The following is a 14,803-nucleotide window of genomic DNA, read 5'->3' as shown; positions in this document are numbered from 1 at the left end:
GCGATGAGTACGATCACGGCCGAGCTGCGCCAGGCGCGGTTCTGCGTCTCCATGACTTTCCTGTTGCACGCGGCGGTTTTCGCGACCTGGACCCCACGGATCCCGGCCATCAAGGAGGGCTTGCGGCTCGGGAACGACGACCTCGGCTTCGCGCTCGGCGGCATGGCGGTGGGCCTGCTGATCGGCACGCGGCTCACCGGCCGGATGGAACGCCGTGGGCGTACGGCCGTGGCGATGCGGATCATCATGCCGCTGCAGGCGATCGCGCTGATCGGCCCGGCGTTCGCGTGGAACCTCTCCAGCCTGACCGCCGCGCTGTTCGTACTCGGCCTGCTCGGAGGCATGCTCGACGTGGCGATGAACGCCCACGCGGTGGCCGTCGAGCGGCTCTACGGCCGGCCGATCATGTCGGCGTTCCACGGCTTGTGGAGCCTCGGGTCGATGGGCGCCGCCGCGGTCGCCGCCGGCGTGGCGAAGGCGGGCGTCGACTACCACCCGCACTTCGTGGTCGCGGCGCTGGTGTGCGCGCTCGCCAGCCTGCCGCTGCAGTCGCGCCTGCTGTCAGGCGACCGGGAGAGCGCGGCCATCGGCCACGGGACGGAGGCGTCGAGCTCCAGCCGGCGTACCGTCGGCCTGCTCGTCGTCCTGCTGCTGGTCGTGATGGGCTTCGGCGCGTTCATGTCCGAGGGCGCGATCGCCGACTGGGGCGCTGTCTTCCTGCGCGACGAGCGCGGTGCGACGCAGTACGTCGCGGCGCTCGGCATCTCGGTCTTCGCGGGGGCGATGGCCCTGTCGCGGCTGGTGGCCGACCGGATCGGCGAACGGCTGGGGCCGGTGCTGATGGCACGGCTGGGCGCGGGGATGGCGATGCTGGGGTACGTCGTGTTCCTGCTGGCGCCGTCGCCATGGGTGTCGATCGCGGGGTTCGCTCTGGCGGGAATCGGCATCGGCCCGGTCGTGCCGGTGGTGTTCAGCGCGGGAGGCAACACTCGTACGGCGAAACGGCCGTCGCTGCTCGGGATCACGGTGACGGCGGGCTACACGGGATCGGTGCTCGGACCGGTGTTCATCGGCAACTTCGGCGAATGGTTCGGACTCCCGTGGGGCCTGGCGGTGCCGATCGTGTTCCTCCTGCTGGTGGTGCTGGCCGCGGGCCTGCTGTCAGGTGCGGCCGGCGGCAAGGGAGCGGAGTCGGCGGAGGTGGCCGCGCACGCCCACGGCCCCGCCAACACCGACGGCTGACCGGCCCCGGCCCGCTCAGGCCTCGGACTCGGCGAGGGCTTCCTGGCGGGCGCGGTCGACGTTGGCGGTGGTGAGGATGAGCATCCCTGCCACGAACATGACGATCAGCGAGAGGATCGCCTGGCGGTAGGAGCCGGTCACGTTCACGACGATGGTGAAGACCAGCGGGGCGATCCACGAGGTTCCCTTGTCGGCGATTTCGTAGAGGCTGAAGAACATGGTCTCGCGGCCGCGCGGGATCATCTGGGAGTAGAGGGATCGGGCCAGGGACTGGGATCCGCCGATGATGATGCCGATCACGACGCCGAGGATGATGGCTTCGAGCTTGCTGTGCAGGGCGGCGAACGCGTAGATCACGACGCCGCACCACAGCACCAGCGTCAGCAGCAGCGTGCGGTATGTCGTGAGCCGGCGGGCGATGGGTGGCCAGATCAGGGTTCCGCCGAACGCGACGAACTGGATCGTGAGGATCAGCGTGAACAGGAACGGCGCCGCGCTCGCGGTGTCGCTGGCGAAGATCTCGTGCGTGATGTAGACCGACGCCAGCCCCACGACGCCGGAGATCGCGTCGGCGAACAGGAGGTACGCGGCGAGGTAGCGCCGCGTGTGCGGCATCCGCCGCAGCAGCGTGAGCGTCCGGCGCAGCATCCGCTTGCCCGGCGCCGGCGCAGATCCCGGCGCCGTGCCAACCGCGGGCACCAGGCCCGGATGCCGGTCGCGCAGGCCGGCGATGGCGTAGAGGCCGAATCCCAGCCACCACAGGCCCGCCACCACGAAGCACCAGCGCACCGCCGTCGCCTGGTCCATGCCGAACAGCCCGCTGAACTGCAGCTGCAGCAGGTTGACGCCCATCACGAGCCCCGACCCGAGGAAACCGATCGCCGCGCCCTTGCCGGACGCGTGGTCAAGCCGCTCTTGCGGCACCAGGTGCGGCAGGAACGAGTTGTAGACGACATCGGTCGCGCCGAAGGCGAAGTTGCCCAGCACGAACAGGATTCCGGCGTACAGCCAGGCGCTGCCACCCGTCGTCGCGAGCAGCATCGTGAGCACGGAGGCGACGATGGTGAGCCAGGCCAGCAGCCGCCGCTTCGCCGTGTGCGCGTCGGCGGCGGCGCCGAGCAACGGCAGCGCGATCACCTGGACCAGCGCGGCCAGCGCGATCGCGAACGAGGGAAAGGCATCGGCCGCGAGCGTCCACGGCCCGATCGAGAACAGAGGAGCGCGCTCGGAGCCCGCGGCCGTCGTGGCGAGGCTGAGGATCCACGGGCCGATGAGCACGGTGGAGACGGCACCGGCCCAGCCGTGGTTGGCCCAGGCGTACAGACCCCAGCGCGTCACCTCGCGGCGTTCCTCGCTCGGTGTTGTCGCCGTGACGTGTTCAGGGGCCGCGCCTTCGTCTACCCCGGTCATCAACGCTCCAGAATGGCCGCAACTGGTCTCGGTCTGCGCGCATGCTACCGGCCTGAACGACCTTGAGGCGTTCGTTCATCCGCCTAGACTTTGGCCGTATGACGGAAACGACGCCTGCCAGGTACGAAGTCCTCGACGACCGGTTCTTGCCGTGCACCCGCGGCGATCGCATGCTGCACAAGCTGTGGACCGGCGGGCGATGGTGCGAGGGCGCCGCGTACTTCCCGGCCGGCAAGTACGTCGTCTGGAGCGACATCCCCAACAACCGGATGCTGCGCTGGGACGAGACCACCGGCTCCGTCGGCGTCTTCCGTAAGCCAGCCGGCCATTCCAACGGCAATACCATGGACCGGGAAGGCCGCCTGGTGACCTGCGAGCACTACAACCGCAGGGTCACCCGTACCGAGCACGACGGGTCGATCACGGTCATCGCCGACCAGTGGAACGGCATGAAGTTCAACAGCCCGAACGACGTCGTGGTGAAGTCCGACGGCTCGATCTGGTTCACCGATCCCGCGTACGGCTGCGACATCGACTACGAAGGCCACGGCGAGCCCAGTGAGATCGGCGAGTGCAACGTCTACCGCGTCGACCCGGACAGGGGCGAGGTGACGATGGTCGCCAACGGGTTCGAGCGGCCGAACGGGCTGGCGTTCTCTCTCGACGAGTCGATGCTCTACGTCGCCGATACGCCGGGCGGCCACATCAAGGTCTTCGAGGTCACCGCGAACGGCACGGCGCTTTCGGGCGGCGAGATCTTCACCGACGCGGTCACCGGGGTGTTCGACGGTTTCCGGCTCGACCACACGGGCCGGATCTGGGCAGGCGTCGGCGACGGCGTGAGCTGTTACGACCCCGACGGCACGCTGATCGGCAAGGTCCTGGTGCCCGAGGTGGTGGCCAACGTGACGTTCGGCGGGCCGAAGAACAGCGACCTGTTCATCTGCGGCACGTCCTCGCTCTACCTCATCCGGCTGTCGGTGAACGGCGCCCGGCGGCCGCAGTAGACGCATATTTGACCGATCGTTCTGATTGGGCTAGCCTCGGCTGCATGGCGAGGCTGAAGGAGTTCGATCCGGACACAGTGCTGGAGCGCGCCCTCAACCTCTTCTGGACGAGGGGTTACGAAGCGACCTCCATGTCCGACCTGGTCGAGCACCTCGGCATCGGGCGGGCCAGCCTCTACGCCACGTACGGCAACAAGCGTGACCTCTATCTCAAGGCGCTCGACCGCTACAGCCGCCGCTCGGCCGGACCGATCGAGATCGTGTCGCAGCCAGGCCCGGTGCTGCCGGCGATCCGGCAGCTGATCGACTACTACATCGGGCTCGCCTCCCGTGATCGGACGAATCGTGGCTGCATGATCGGCAATGCCGCGGTCGAGTGCGGAACGACGGATCCCGACGTCTCGCGGCTGGTCACACGCAACTGGCAGGCGATCGAAGGGGCGCTGGCGTCGGCGCTGATCCGCGCGCAGGCGCAGGGTGAGCTCGCCGCCGACAAGGACCCGCACGCGCTGGCGCAGCTGCTGCTGGTGTTCCTGCAGGGGATGGTCGTCGTCGGCAAGGGCGATCCGGACCTCGACCGGCTGCGCACGGCCGGCGACCAGCTGCTGGCGATGTACGGCTGACATTTCCAAAGCGACGGAGTGGGTTTTGTGTGCGCTGATACTGGAACGATCGATCTACAATCTTCGACGTCAAACCAACCTGAAGAGCGACGTCCAGGAGCCGCCTTCGGCCTGCTGGCCGGCATGCAACTCGTCCTGATCGCCGGCATCACCGTGATCGTGGTCGCGCTGCCGGCTGTCGGCCGGGAGCTCGGCGCGACCAGGTCCGACCTGGCGCTGGTCACGGCGGCCTACGGGCTCTCGTTCGGTGGGCTGCTGATCCTCGGCGGCCGGCTGGCCGACCTGCTCGGCCGGCGCCGGACGTTCCTCACGGGCGTGGTTGTGTTCGGCCTGGGCTCGGTCGCGTCCGCGCTGGCTCCCGGGCTCGGCTGGCTGGTCGGCGCACGGTTCGCGCAGGGGATCGGCGCGGCACTGGTGGCGCCCTCGGCGCTGGCTCTGCTCGGTGCGATCTATCCGGATCCCCGGCGGCGGGCCAGGATGCTGGCGGTCTGGGGTGGGGTCAACGGCATCGGCGCGACGCTCGGCACGCTGCTGTCCGGCGTCGTCGTCACGTACGTCTCCTGGCGCTGGTCGTTCGCGTTGCCGGCCGCTGTCGCGCTGGTGGTGGCCGTCCTCGCGCGGCGCGTCCTGCCCGCACCGCCGCCGCGCCCGGCGAGGCTCGACCTGACCGGCGCGGTGCTGATCACGGCCGGCGTCTCGGCGGTGAGCTACGGCTTCCTGCGGGCGGGGGAGCGGCCGTGGTCGTCGCCGGTGGTCTACGGCGGGATCGGTGCCGGAGTCCTTGTGCTGCTGGCGTTTCTGGTCCGGGAGGGACGCTCGGCGGCGCCGTTGCTGCCGCGTGCCTACTTCGCGTCCTGGCGCCGGGTGACCGGCGTGCTCGGCATCTTCGTGATGGCCGGCGGGATGTCGACCACGGTCTTCCTGTTGTCGCTGTTCTTCCAGCAGGACCTGGGTTACTCGCCGCTGCGGACGTCGGCCGCGTTCCTTCCGTACGGCGTCGTGCAGGTCGGCGCCGGGCTGTTCGCCGGGCGGATCGTCAGCCGGTTCGGGATGCGAACAGTCACCGCGTCCGGAGCGCTCGCGGTGGCGCTCGGGCTGGTGTCGATCAGCACGACGACCCCCGCGCTGGTCCTGGCCGGCCTGCTGGTGTTCGCGTTCGGCGCCGCGCTGGTGTTCGCCGGCGCCATGGTCGCCGCGGTCGACGACGTGCCGGACTCGCAGGCCGGGGTGTCCGGCGGAGTCGTCAACACCGCGATGGAGACCGGTCCGACGATCGGCTTCGCGGTCCTGCTTTCGCTTGGTGGCTTGGCGTTCGACGTCGCCGCGGCCGCCTTCGTCCTGACCGCGGCGCTCGCCGTGGTCACTCTGGAGAAAGGAAAACACTGATGAACACTCGATTCACCGGGAAGATCGCGCTCGTGACCGGAGGAAGTGCCGGCATCGGCCGGGCGACGGCGCAGGCCCTCGCCGGTGAAGGTGCCGCCGTCGTGGTGTCCGGCCGCAACCAGGAGAACCTCGACCAGACCGTCAAGCTGATCGAGAGCGAAGGCGGAACGGCGAGCGCTGTCGTGGCCGACGTTTCCCGAAGCGACGCGGTCGAAGGACTGGTACGTACGACTGTCGAGCGCTACGGCGGGCTGGACATCGCGGTCAACAACGCCGGTGTGCTGGACGGCCGGGGTCCGCTGCACGAGATGGACGAGGCCGCCTGGACTCGCGTGTTCGACATCAACGTGCTCGGCGTGATGCTGTCGATGAAGTACGAGATCGCCCACATGCGCGCGAACGGCGGCGGTGCGATCGTCAACATCTCGTCGATCGTCGGCCCGCACAAGGCGATTCCGACGAACTCCGCGTACGGCGCGAGCAAGGCGGCCGTGAGCGCACTGACGCGGACGGCGGCGCTGGAGTACATCGGGGAGGGCATCCGGATCAACGCGGTGAGCCCCGGCCCGGTGGATACGCAGATGTCGCTGCAGGCCTACGGAGACGAGGACAATCGGGCGAAGCAGGCCGAGGCGACCATCCCGCTGGCGCGGATCGGCACGCTCGACGAAGCCGCGGCGGCGATCCTGTACCTCGCGTCGGAGGAGTCCGGCTTCACCGTCGGCCACGACCTGGTCATCGACGGCGGCGTCACCGGCTAGCTCCGCCGGCAGGACCTGGAATTAGTTCGTATGGGTGACCCGTATTAATTAATTCGGGTGGGCAGCTTCGGCGGTCACCACGGCAGGAGATGGCGGGAGCCGGCCACCGCGACCAGCAGGCCCGCGCACAGCGACACCACGCTGTAGTGGGTACGCATCGCCGCGGTCCACCAGCGCTGGCGCCAGGCCAGTACGGTGCACGCCGCCATCCCGGCCGCCACCAGGCTCAGCAGGCCCGCCACTCCGACGGCGAACCAGCGGGCCAGCACGTCGCCGACGAAGGGGACGGCCGAGATGGCCCACGTACCCCACGCGAACGCCGCGACCAGCGCCGCCGCCAGCAGGCTGAGCCCCCGTGCCGTCCGGGCGTCGCATCCGCCGGCCGGCTGGCGGTGCTGGTGGCGGCGCAGGCCGAGCTCCAGCACCGCAAACACCCCCGCACTGAGCACCACGCAGGCGGCCAGAACCGAGAGGATGCTCATGGCAGCAAAGCTATGAACTCGCGCCCGTTCTCCGCGATGACGTGGACTACCCAAGCAAAGGTGGTGCAGGCTCCACTGCGACCCGTGGAGCCTTCGCCAACAATGGTCCTATGGTCAACCTCGGAGCCGGGAGCCCGAGCCCGGGCCCGAGCGCAGCGAGCAGCCGCGCCACGCAGGTCCTCGGGGCGTATCGCTACCTCACCGTCTGCTTCCTCACCGGCGGGCTCGCGAGTGTCACGCTGCCCCTGCTGGGGTTCGCCACGTTCTCCATCCTGTTCGCCGGCCTCGGCTTCTTCCTGGTCCCCGCGATCCTGCTCGCCCTGCGCCGATGCTCGTGGTGGGAGCACAAGCGGTCGGCGCGTTATCTCGGCCAGACCGCCGAGCGGCAGCCCTTGCCGACGGGCGACGGCATCCTCGAACGCCTGATCGCGACCATCCGCGACCCGGTGACCTGGCGGACGGTCGGCTGGGCGCTGTGGCACCAGACGACCGGCCCGCTGTTCGCCGGGATCGTGCTCTTCCCGGTGTTCGGTGCGCCTCTGATCGTGATCGGGATCTGGGGCGCCTACTCGAACGGGACCGTGGTGATCCTGGGAACTCTCGTGATCGCCGGCACGATCGCCGTGGCGGTCGCGGCCGCACCGTTCCTGGCCAGGATCCACGCGGTCGTCGCCCACGCGCTGCTGTCGCCGTCCGCGGCGCAGCGAGCAGTCGCGCTGGCCCGGCGCGTCGACGTCCTGGCCGAGACCCGCGCCGACGCGCTCGAGGCACACGGCGCCGAGCTCCGGCGGATCGAGCGCGACCTGCACGACGGTGCCCAGGCCCGCCTGGTCTCGCTCACGATGCGGCTCGGCCTGGCCGAACGCGCGATCAAGGAAGAGAATCCGGAAGCCGCGGCCGAGCTGCTCCGCGAGGCACGGGACGGAGCCGAAGAAGCCATGACCGAACTCCGCGACGTCGTACGCACGATCTATCCGCCGATCCTCGCCGACCGGGGCCTGTCCGGCGCGGTGTCGGCGCTCGGCGCCCGCTGCGCCGTGCCGGCCAGGATCACGGCCGGCGAGCTCGGCAAAGTACCAGCCTCGGTCGAGGCGGCCGCGTACTTCTTCGTCGCCGAGGCACTCACCAACGTCGCCAAGCACTCGCAGGCGACCGAAGCCGTGGTGTGGATGACCCGGCTCGGCCGCTGGCTGCACGTGCAGGTTCTCGACGACGGTGCGGGAGGGGTCGACGAAACCAACGGAACGGGGATCGACGGCATCCGCCGCCGGGTGGCAGCGCTCGACGGAAGGATCACGATCATCAGTCCGCCGGGAGGCCCGACCAGCATCACGATCGAGCTGCCATGCGGGTCGTGATCGCCGAAGACAACGTTGTCCTGGCCGAAGGGCTGAGCCTGCTGCTCCGGTCGTCCGGATTCGAGGTGGTGGCGGTCGCCGGCGACGGTGACGCGTTCGTCCAGGCGGTGCTCGACCACAAGCCGGACGTCACCGTCGTCGACGTACGCATGCCGCCGACGTTTCGCGACGAGGGGATCCGGGCGGCGCTCGAGGCCCGTAGAGCCCAGCCAGGCTTGCCGATACTGGTGTTCTCGCAGTACGTCGAGGAGACCTACGCGGGCGAGCTGCTGGCCGACCGCCGCGGCGGGATCGGTTACCTGTTGAAGGATCGGGTGGGCCGGGTCGACGAGTTCATCGATGCGTTACGCCGTGTCGCGTCCGGTGGCACAGCGCTGGATCCGGAGGTCGTCGCGCAGTTGCTCGTGCGCCGCGACAACCCGATCGCGGCGCTGACGCCACGGGAACGCGAGGTGCTCGCTCTGATGGCGCAGGGCTTCGGCAACTCCGAGATCGCCGAGCGGCTGGTCGTCACCGAGCGCGCCATTCACAAACACATCGGGAACATCTTCGTCAAACTCGACCTGCCTCCAACCGACTCCGGTCACCGCCGCGTGCTGGCCGTGCTGGCGTACCTCGGTGTCTGACGGTGCTCAGCCGCCGAGCGCGTTCAACTTGGTGGCCAGGGCCTGGATCGCCTGGATCAGTTCCTTGTGGCGCTCGTCGGCCTGGTGGTCGATCTCCTGGACCTTGGTCTCCAGGGCAGCGATCCTAGGGACGACCTCGCGGTGTACTTCGCGGCCGTAGGCGTCGCCGCCGATCTGCAGGCCGCCGGCGGGATAGGTCGTTCCCGCCTCGTAACCACCTACCCGCTCGGCGAACGGGCCGGGATCGAGGCGCTGGTCCCACACCGCCTTTGCGATGCGCTTGACGTCGGCGTCGGTCACGGGCATGTCCTTCTCCTCCAGTTCGGCCTTGACTTTCTCGATGAGCCCAGGGATCTGAGCGGTGCGCTTCGGGCCGGGACAAGAGTGACTCTTGTTCCAGCGTGGTGATTCGGTGCTGGTGAACTGCTTGTGGTAGCCGATGCCGGTGCCCAGTGGGGCGTCGGCCTTCTTGGCCGGCCACTTGTGGGTCTCGATCAGCCAGACGTTGAGCTTGACGAGCATGTTGAACTGCGCGGTGTTGAACGGTGGGCAGTTGATCGCCCCCGTATCTTTTACGCCGTCCCACAGCCGCCCGGCACCGTCCCAGCACTCGATCGCCAGGAATCCGAACTCGACGCCGCCACGCGGGAAATGATTACCGTCTCGGTGCGCGACCGGCGCGCGCGTGGTGTCCAGGTGCTGGAATATCTTCCCGAATTCGTTCAGGTAGAAATTCCAGAGAATGTCGCCGTTCTTCCGGAGCTTTACGGCGTCCGAAACCGCCGTATGGTGGACAAGCCCGACGGGTTTGATGATCGGTCTGGTTTCGTTTTCCGGGATTGGATCCCACTCCGCGAGTGGAAAACGGGCCACTGCGAACTCCCCCTTCCATGACCTTGTACGGGTCGTGAGGCTAGGAGTTTAGGTCGGAGTCGGCCGCCTGCCGCAAGGCAATTCAGGGGTCTGCGGTGAACTGTGCCCGATCAGGCAACGAACCACCCGATCGGGCACAGCCCACCCCTGGTTCAAATAGCCGCGGGCTCCGTCGGCGCCGCCCATTCCTGAATGGGACCCTCGTGCAGTTCGGCGTAGACTCGATCGCGGAGGTGGTTCGCCTCGGTGTCGGTCAGCGTGCGGTCCAGGGCCCGCAGAACGAGCCGGACCAGCAGGTTTCGCTGACCTGGTTGGATCCCCAGCCGTTCCCGGGCCGCGGGCGGCAGGTCGGCGTAGGGCGTTTCGCCAATCACGGTGACGGTTTCGGCCGCTTCGGCATCCGGGCCGAGTGCTTCTCGTACGCGATGCCCGAGTGCCTCGGCGTCGGAGTCGGTCTCCGCGCCGACCACGATCGACAGGTCGCGTCGTACGGGCGGCATGTGCGAGACCGGCTTGTACGGCGCGAGATCCAGCAGCTGGCCGGCGACCCGAGGATCGGCCGATCGCAGCAGCCGGACGTCGGGAATCCCCTTGCGCAGCATGACGAGCCGGTCCACGCCGAGCCCCATCGCGAGGCCGGTCCAGACCCGCGGGTCGAGCCCGGCCTTGGCGAGCACGGCCGGCGCGGCCAGCCCGCACTCGCCGATCTCCACCCAGGTGCCGTTCCACCACACGTCGATCTGGCGGCCGTTCTCGGTGTACGGATGCACCTTGGAGATGGTGCGCCAGCGCGCGCCCGGCAGCGCGGCACCAACCAGCAGTTCGATCATCTCGGTCAGGTCGCGGTCGTCCATCCGGCGCTTCTGGGTGATCCGCCACAGGTCGAGCTGGTGCGGCGTACCGGTGTGCTGCCAGTCGATGCTGTCGCGGCGATAGCAGATGCCGGCACAGACCAGCAGCACGTCCCGCGGCGCGGTGGCAGCCTCGGTCTCGGCCGCGAGCCGGCGCAACGCGCCGGGAATCATCGCCGAGCTGTGGCTGCGCAGTACCGTGCCGGCTGACACGTAACGGGTGTAGCGAGCGTCCCTGGTGACGGCATCGGCTGGGAAACCGAGGTTCTCGTAGTTGTCGTCGAGCGACACGACACGGTCTCCACGGACCACGCGCCGCTCGTTGTGCCAGGCGGCGGTGAGGTTGTCCGCGATGTCGTCGACGATGATCTGGCAGGCGTGTGGGCCCTGGGCGGGATCGGTGAGATCACGGATGGCCAGGGCACGTTCGAGCTCTTGGGGTTGCACGGCGGGGGTTCTCCTCGGAAAAGTGCGAGCGGGATGCGGTGACGCGCGCCCCGGCCGGCGGTGAGGAGGAGGGCCGGCTAGTGCGTACGACTACCTCGCCCCGCGGCCTCACTCGGCCGACCGGGGCGGTTAAATCGCCGTCCGTACGCACTCACGGAAAACATCGTACCCGAAACGTCTGGTCGAGGCCGCGATCTCCAGCCGCGGTGGCCCGAGCGACCTAGACTCCCAAGTCATGACGAACGTTGTGACCACAGCGGCGGGCGCGTCGGTGATCAACCGGCAGGACGGGCGCACCGACGGCGAACACTGGACCGAGAACCTCGAAGGCAAGCAGTACGGCGCCGGGATCTCGATCATCCAGGAGAGCACCACCGAAGCGGGCCAGGGGCCGAGGCTGCACAGGCACCCGTACCCCGAGACGTTCATCATCAGGCGCGGCAGCGCCCTCTTCACCATCGGCGAGGAGGAAGTGATCGGCAGCGCGGGCCAGATCCTGGTCGTGCCGGCGGGGGTGCCGCACAAGTTCCGCACGCTCGAAGGTGGCTACGAAGCCGTCCACATCCACGAGGGTGACGAGTTCCTCACCGAATGGCTCGAGTGAGCCTCTGGGAGCGCGTCTAGTCGAGCGTGCCGCCGGTCTTCTCGGCCATCGACCGGGCCACGGCCGCCAGCTCGGCCGCGCCGGCGGTGTAGCCCGTCGCGGCCATCACGCCGGCCAGGCCGGACAGGGCGCGCGCCTGCCACAGCGGCAGCTCCAACTCCTCGAAGATGCGCGCGGACTCCTCCAGCTGCCGGCGGGCCTGGTCGTAGCGCTTCTCCTTGGTGTAGAGCAGTCCGAGCCCGCGCCGGGTGAGCGCGACGCCGAACCGGTCGCTGTGGCCCTCGAAGACCGGCAGCCACCGCTCGTACGCCGCGCGGGCCTCGGCCAGCCGGCCGCTCAGGAGGTAGAGGTCGGCCAGGTCGAGCGAGGTGTGGGCCTCGCCCAGGGCGTTCTGGTGCTCGCCGAGCTCGTCGATCGCCTGCCGGATGCAGGAGATGGCCTGGTCGTAAGCGCTACGCATGCGGTGGACGCCCGCGAGTCCACGCAGCGCCCGCACCGTGCAAATGATGAAGCCGGCCTCGCGGGCCAGCGTCAGCGCCGACTCGAACCGCCGCTCGGACTCGTCGATCCGGCCCTGGTCGAAGTCGACGTTGCCGAGGCCCTGCGTGGCGTGCGCCTGCACCAGCAGGTCGTCGGTGGTCCGTGCCGACTCCAGCGCACGGTGGTAGCGCGACGAAGCCTCGTCGTAGTCGGAACGCAGCCGGGCGAGATAGCCGAGGCTGGAGTTGGCCAGCGCTTCGAGGTGGGGGTCGCCGGCGTCCTGCGACAGCGACTCGGCCTCGGTGAAACAGGCGCGCGCCTCGTCGATCCGGTCCTGGACGCAGTGCACCTCGCCGAGATCGCACAGCAGCACGGCCTGGGCGGTACGGTGACCGGCCTGCCGCGCGACGGTCAGCGCGGCCTCGTGGACCTGCCGCCACTCGTCGAAATAGCCACGCGCGTCCAGGAACGCCGAGGCCGACGACGCGAGGGCCGCGGACAGGTCGGCGGCCAGCTCGGGCGGCTGCAGGGCCACGGCCTGCTGCGTCGCCGACACCAGGGCCGCGCGCTCGCTGTCGTACCAGGCGTAGACATCCGACAGCAGCGGCCGAACGACCGGCAGGACGTCGGGCCAGCTCGGCCCGCGCAGCCCACGGCCCGGGAACGGCCGGGGGATCCGCGCCGACGCCAGCTGCGAGCCGGCCAGCCAGCCGCCCAGCGCCCGGACGAGCGCCGCCGACCGCTCCTGCTCGGAGTCTTCGGCGGAGGCTCGCTCGCGGGCGTACAGGCGAAGCAGGTCGTGGAACCGATAGCGCACCTGCCCGGCCTGGTCGCGGCCGTCGAACTCCAGCAGCTGCGCGTCGGTGAGGATCTCGACCAGGCGCTCGCCCTGCTCGACCGGCTCGTCCACGACCGCGGCCGCGGCCCAGTTGGGGAAGCTCGGAACGTCGAGCATGCCGAGCCGCCGGAACACCTTGCGGAGCAGGGGATCCAGGCCTTGGTAGCCGACCGCGAACACGGCCCGCACCTCGAGGTCGCCCTGGCGCAGCTCGTCGAGCCGGCCGCGCTGGCCGGAGAGCCGGTCGGCGAGGTCGGCGGGCTGCCAGTGCGGCCGGGCGGCCAGCCGGCTGCCCGCGATCCGGATCGCCAGCGGCAGCCGGCCGCACAGCTCGGCGATCCTGCGGCCGACGGCTTCCTGGCCGGTGAACCGCTCCGGCCCGGCGACGGTCTCGAGCAGCTCGAACGCCTGTGGGGTAGGCAGCACGTCGAGCCGGACGAAGCGCGCGCCGGCCAGACCGGCAAGCCTGGAACGCGAAGTCACGAGCACGGCGGCGCCTGAACCACCGGGCAGGAGCGGGCGTACCTGAGCTTCGTTGGCGGCGTTGTCGAGCAGGACCAGCACGCGCCGCCCGCGCAGCCGGGTGCGGAACAGCGCGGCTCGTTCGTCGAGCGCGTCGGGAATCGAGGTGGACGGGACGCCGAGCGCGCGCAGGAACGACGCCAGCACGTCACGCGGGTCACGTGGTGTCTCTTCGGTGTCGGCCAGGCCGGCGTAGAGCTGCCCGTCGGGGAAGTGGTCGAGCAACTGGTGCGACACGTGCACCGCGAACGCCGACTTGCCGACGCCGCCCGGCCCGGACACCGCGCAAACCGGCAACGGGCCGGATGTGCGAGTGAGCCAGGCAGCGGCCTGCTCGAGCTCTTCGACGCGGCCCAGGAAGTCGGAGACGTCGAACGGCAGCTGCGCGGGCGCCGGAATCCGTTCCCGAGCAGGAGCGGGAGAACCGGCGGGCTCGGCTTCCTCGGTGGCGGCGGCGAGCAGCTGGCGGTGCAGGCTCTGCAGCTCCGCGGAGGGATCGGTGCCGAGCGCCTCGGCCAGCGACCTGCGCAGCGTTTCGTAGGAGTCGAGCGCCTCCGCGTGCCGCCCGGACCGGTGCAGGACCGTCAGAAACCTTACCCACAAGGACTCTCGCAGCGGGAACCGTGCGATCAGCTCACGCAGCTCGGCGACCAGCTCGGTGGGTATGCCCGTGTCGACGTGCAGGTCGATGTCGATCCGGCGCTCGAGGCAGGTGAGGTAGCGCTCGGTCAGAACCGGAGCGTGGTCGCGTTCGAGCGAGTCGGATCCGACGCCCGACAAGGGGTCGCCGCGCCAGAGACCGACGGCCTCCACCAGCAACTCGCGAGCGACCGCGGGCTCGGCACCGTTGGCCGCGTCGACCAGCCGGGCCAGTCGCAGCGCGTCTACGTCGTCGGGATCGACGTCGAGCCGGTATCCGTCTGCTGTCGTGCGGATCGTCTCGGTGCCCAGCAGGCGCCGCAGACGCATGACGGTGTTTTGCATGCTGCCGCGCGGATTGTCCGGCAGGCCGGTGTTCCAGAGGCGCTCGGCGAGCTGGCCGGTGGGCACGGCCCGGCCGGCCGACAGGGCGAGGGCGGCGACCAGCGCACGCTGCTTCCCTCTCGGCACGTCGACGAGCCGTCCGTCCACGTAGACCTCGAACGGTCCGAGCACGCGTACCGAGAGCCCGCCCTGCGCCATCAGCCGGTCCCTTTCCTGATCCGGCCCCTCCTGGCCGGCTGACCCAACCGTACGGGAAAACAGGGACAGTCCGCGCAGGGAGTGTGAGCGTGATGAGAGCGAGATGTGAGC

13 protein-coding genes are annotated in these 14,803 nt (G+C 69.7%); 8 read left to right on the top strand and 5 right to left on the bottom strand.

Annotation, left to right across the window (positions count from 1 at the left end; translation table 11 throughout):
• Positions 1-3 precede the first annotated feature (3 nt).
• The gene (locus ACYVF6_RS30810; protein WP_460526135.1) at positions 4-1,242 is read left to right on the top strand and encodes an MFS transporter; all 1,239 of its coding nucleotides are present in this window, start codon (positions 4-6) and stop codon (positions 1,240-1,242) included.
• Positions 1,243-1,257: 15 nt separating this feature from the next.
• Here ACYVF6_RS30810 and ACYVF6_RS30805 read toward each other — a convergent pair whose 3' ends face one another.
• Positions 1,258-2,652, bottom strand: a complete 1,395-nt coding sequence (locus ACYVF6_RS30805) for an MFS transporter (RefSeq protein WP_460526134.1) — start codon at positions 2,650-2,652, stop codon at positions 1,258-1,260.
• A 98-nt stretch (positions 2,653-2,750) separates the two neighbouring features.
• Between ACYVF6_RS30805 and ACYVF6_RS30800 the strand changes: the two genes are divergently transcribed.
• The 4 genes from ACYVF6_RS30800 to ACYVF6_RS30785 all read left to right on the top strand — a co-directional run bounded on the left by ACYVF6_RS30800 (position 2,751) and on the right by ACYVF6_RS30785 (position 6,429).
• Positions 2,751-3,659 (top strand): SMP-30/gluconolactonase/LRE family protein, encoded by a 909-nt coding sequence (locus tag ACYVF6_RS30800; RefSeq protein WP_460526133.1) that lies wholly within the window; start codon positions 2,751-2,753, stop codon positions 3,657-3,659.
• 44 nt (positions 3,660-3,703) lie between these two features.
• A complete protein-coding gene (locus ACYVF6_RS30795; protein WP_460526132.1) occupies positions 3,704-4,282 on the top strand; it encodes a TetR/AcrR family transcriptional regulator in 579 nt (192 codons plus the stop codon).
• A gap of 123 nt (positions 4,283-4,405) precedes the next feature.
• Positions 4,406-5,668 carry an MFS transporter gene (locus ACYVF6_RS30790; protein ID WP_460526131.1) on the top strand — a complete coding sequence of 421 codons (1,263 nt, stop codon included), beginning with the start codon at positions 4,406-4,408 and terminating at the stop codon, positions 5,666-5,668.
• Complete coding sequence (locus tag ACYVF6_RS30785) at positions 5,668-6,429, top strand: SDR family NAD(P)-dependent oxidoreductase (protein WP_460526130.1); 762 nt, start codon at positions 5,668-5,670, stop codon at positions 6,427-6,429. The genes ACYVF6_RS30790 and ACYVF6_RS30785 overlap by 1 nt, the downstream gene beginning before the upstream one ends.
• Before the next feature lie 74 nt (positions 6,430-6,503).
• Here the strand turns inward: ACYVF6_RS30785 and ACYVF6_RS30780 are convergent, their stop codons facing one another.
• Entirely contained in the window at positions 6,504-6,911 is a 408-nt protein-coding gene (locus ACYVF6_RS30780) for a hypothetical protein (RefSeq protein WP_460526129.1), read from the bottom strand.
• A 110-nt stretch (positions 6,912-7,021) separates the two neighbouring features.
• On the opposite strand from ACYVF6_RS30780, the gene ACYVF6_RS30775 reads away from it, so the two are divergent.
• Both ACYVF6_RS30775 and ACYVF6_RS30770 read left to right on the top strand, forming a co-directional pair.
• Positions 7,022-8,269: a sensor histidine kinase gene (locus tag ACYVF6_RS30775; RefSeq protein ID WP_460526128.1), complete on the top strand. Its 1,248-nt coding sequence runs from the start codon at positions 7,022-7,024 to the stop codon at positions 8,267-8,269.
• Positions 8,257-8,895: a response regulator transcription factor gene (locus ACYVF6_RS30770; RefSeq protein ID WP_460526127.1), complete on the top strand. Its 639-nt coding sequence runs from the start codon at positions 8,257-8,259 to the stop codon at positions 8,893-8,895. The genes ACYVF6_RS30775 and ACYVF6_RS30770 overlap by 13 nt, the downstream gene beginning before the upstream one ends.
• A gap of 6 nt (positions 8,896-8,901) precedes the next feature.
• On the opposite strand, the gene ACYVF6_RS30765 is transcribed toward ACYVF6_RS30770, so the two are convergent.
• Both ACYVF6_RS30765 and srmL read right to left on the bottom strand, forming a co-directional pair.
• Complete coding sequence (locus ACYVF6_RS30765) at positions 8,902-9,768, bottom strand: peptidoglycan recognition protein family protein (protein ID WP_460526126.1); 867 nt, start codon at positions 9,766-9,768, stop codon at positions 8,902-8,904.
• A 152-nt stretch (positions 9,769-9,920) separates the two neighbouring features.
• Positions 9,921-11,066, bottom strand: coding sequence for a PheS-related mystery ligase SrmL (gene srmL, locus ACYVF6_RS30760; protein ID WP_460526125.1), 1,146 nt, complete (start codon positions 11,064-11,066; stop codon positions 9,921-9,923).
• A gap of 235 nt (positions 11,067-11,301) precedes the next feature.
• On the opposite strand from srmL, the gene ACYVF6_RS30755 reads away from it, so the two are divergent.
• A complete protein-coding gene (locus tag ACYVF6_RS30755; protein ID WP_460526124.1) occupies positions 11,302-11,670 on the top strand; it encodes a cupin domain-containing protein in 369 nt (122 codons plus the stop codon).
• 16 nt (positions 11,671-11,686) lie between these two features.
• Here the strand turns inward: ACYVF6_RS30755 and ACYVF6_RS30750 are convergent, their stop codons facing one another.
• Positions 11,687-14,692 (bottom strand): AfsR/SARP family transcriptional regulator, encoded by a 3,006-nt coding sequence (locus tag ACYVF6_RS30750; RefSeq protein ID WP_460526123.1) that lies wholly within the window; start codon positions 14,690-14,692, stop codon positions 11,687-11,689.
• Positions 14,693-14,803 lie beyond the last annotated feature (111 nt).

Source organism: Flindersiella endophytica, assembly GCF_054779015.1.
This window is presented reverse-complemented; position numbering and strand designations above follow the sequence as displayed.

Bases quoted from the DNA above. Each gene is read 5' to 3' on its own strand.
- ACYVF6_RS30810 (WP_460526135.1), top strand. From the start codon at position 4: ATGAGTACGATCACGGCCGAGCTGCGCCAGGCGCGGTTCTGCGTCTCC.
- ACYVF6_RS30805 (WP_460526134.1), bottom strand. From the start codon at position 2,652: ATGACCGGGGTAGACGAAGGCGCGGCCCCTGAACACGTCACGGCGACA.
- ACYVF6_RS30800 (WP_460526133.1), top strand. From the start codon at position 2,751: ATGACGGAAACGACGCCTGCCAGGTACGAAGTCCTCGACGACCGGTTC.
- ACYVF6_RS30795 (WP_460526132.1), top strand. From the start codon at position 3,704: ATGGCGAGGCTGAAGGAGTTCGATCCGGACACAGTGCTGGAGCGCGCC.
- ACYVF6_RS30790 (WP_460526131.1), top strand. From the start codon at position 4,406: ATGCAACTCGTCCTGATCGCCGGCATCACCGTGATCGTGGTCGCGCTG.
- ACYVF6_RS30785 (WP_460526130.1), top strand. From the start codon at position 5,668: ATGAACACTCGATTCACCGGGAAGATCGCGCTCGTGACCGGAGGAAGT.
- ACYVF6_RS30780 (WP_460526129.1), bottom strand. From the start codon at position 6,911: ATGAGCATCCTCTCGGTTCTGGCCGCCTGCGTGGTGCTCAGTGCGGGG.
- ACYVF6_RS30775 (WP_460526128.1), top strand. From the start codon at position 7,022: ATGGTCAACCTCGGAGCCGGGAGCCCGAGCCCGGGCCCGAGCGCAGCG.
- ACYVF6_RS30770 (WP_460526127.1), top strand. From the start codon at position 8,257: ATGCGGGTCGTGATCGCCGAAGACAACGTTGTCCTGGCCGAAGGGCTG.
- ACYVF6_RS30755 (WP_460526124.1), top strand. From the start codon at position 11,302: ATGACGAACGTTGTGACCACAGCGGCGGGCGCGTCGGTGATCAACCGG.
- ACYVF6_RS30750 (WP_460526123.1), bottom strand. From the start codon at position 14,692: ATGGCGCAGGGCGGGCTCTCGGTACGCGTGCTCGGACCGTTCGAGGTC.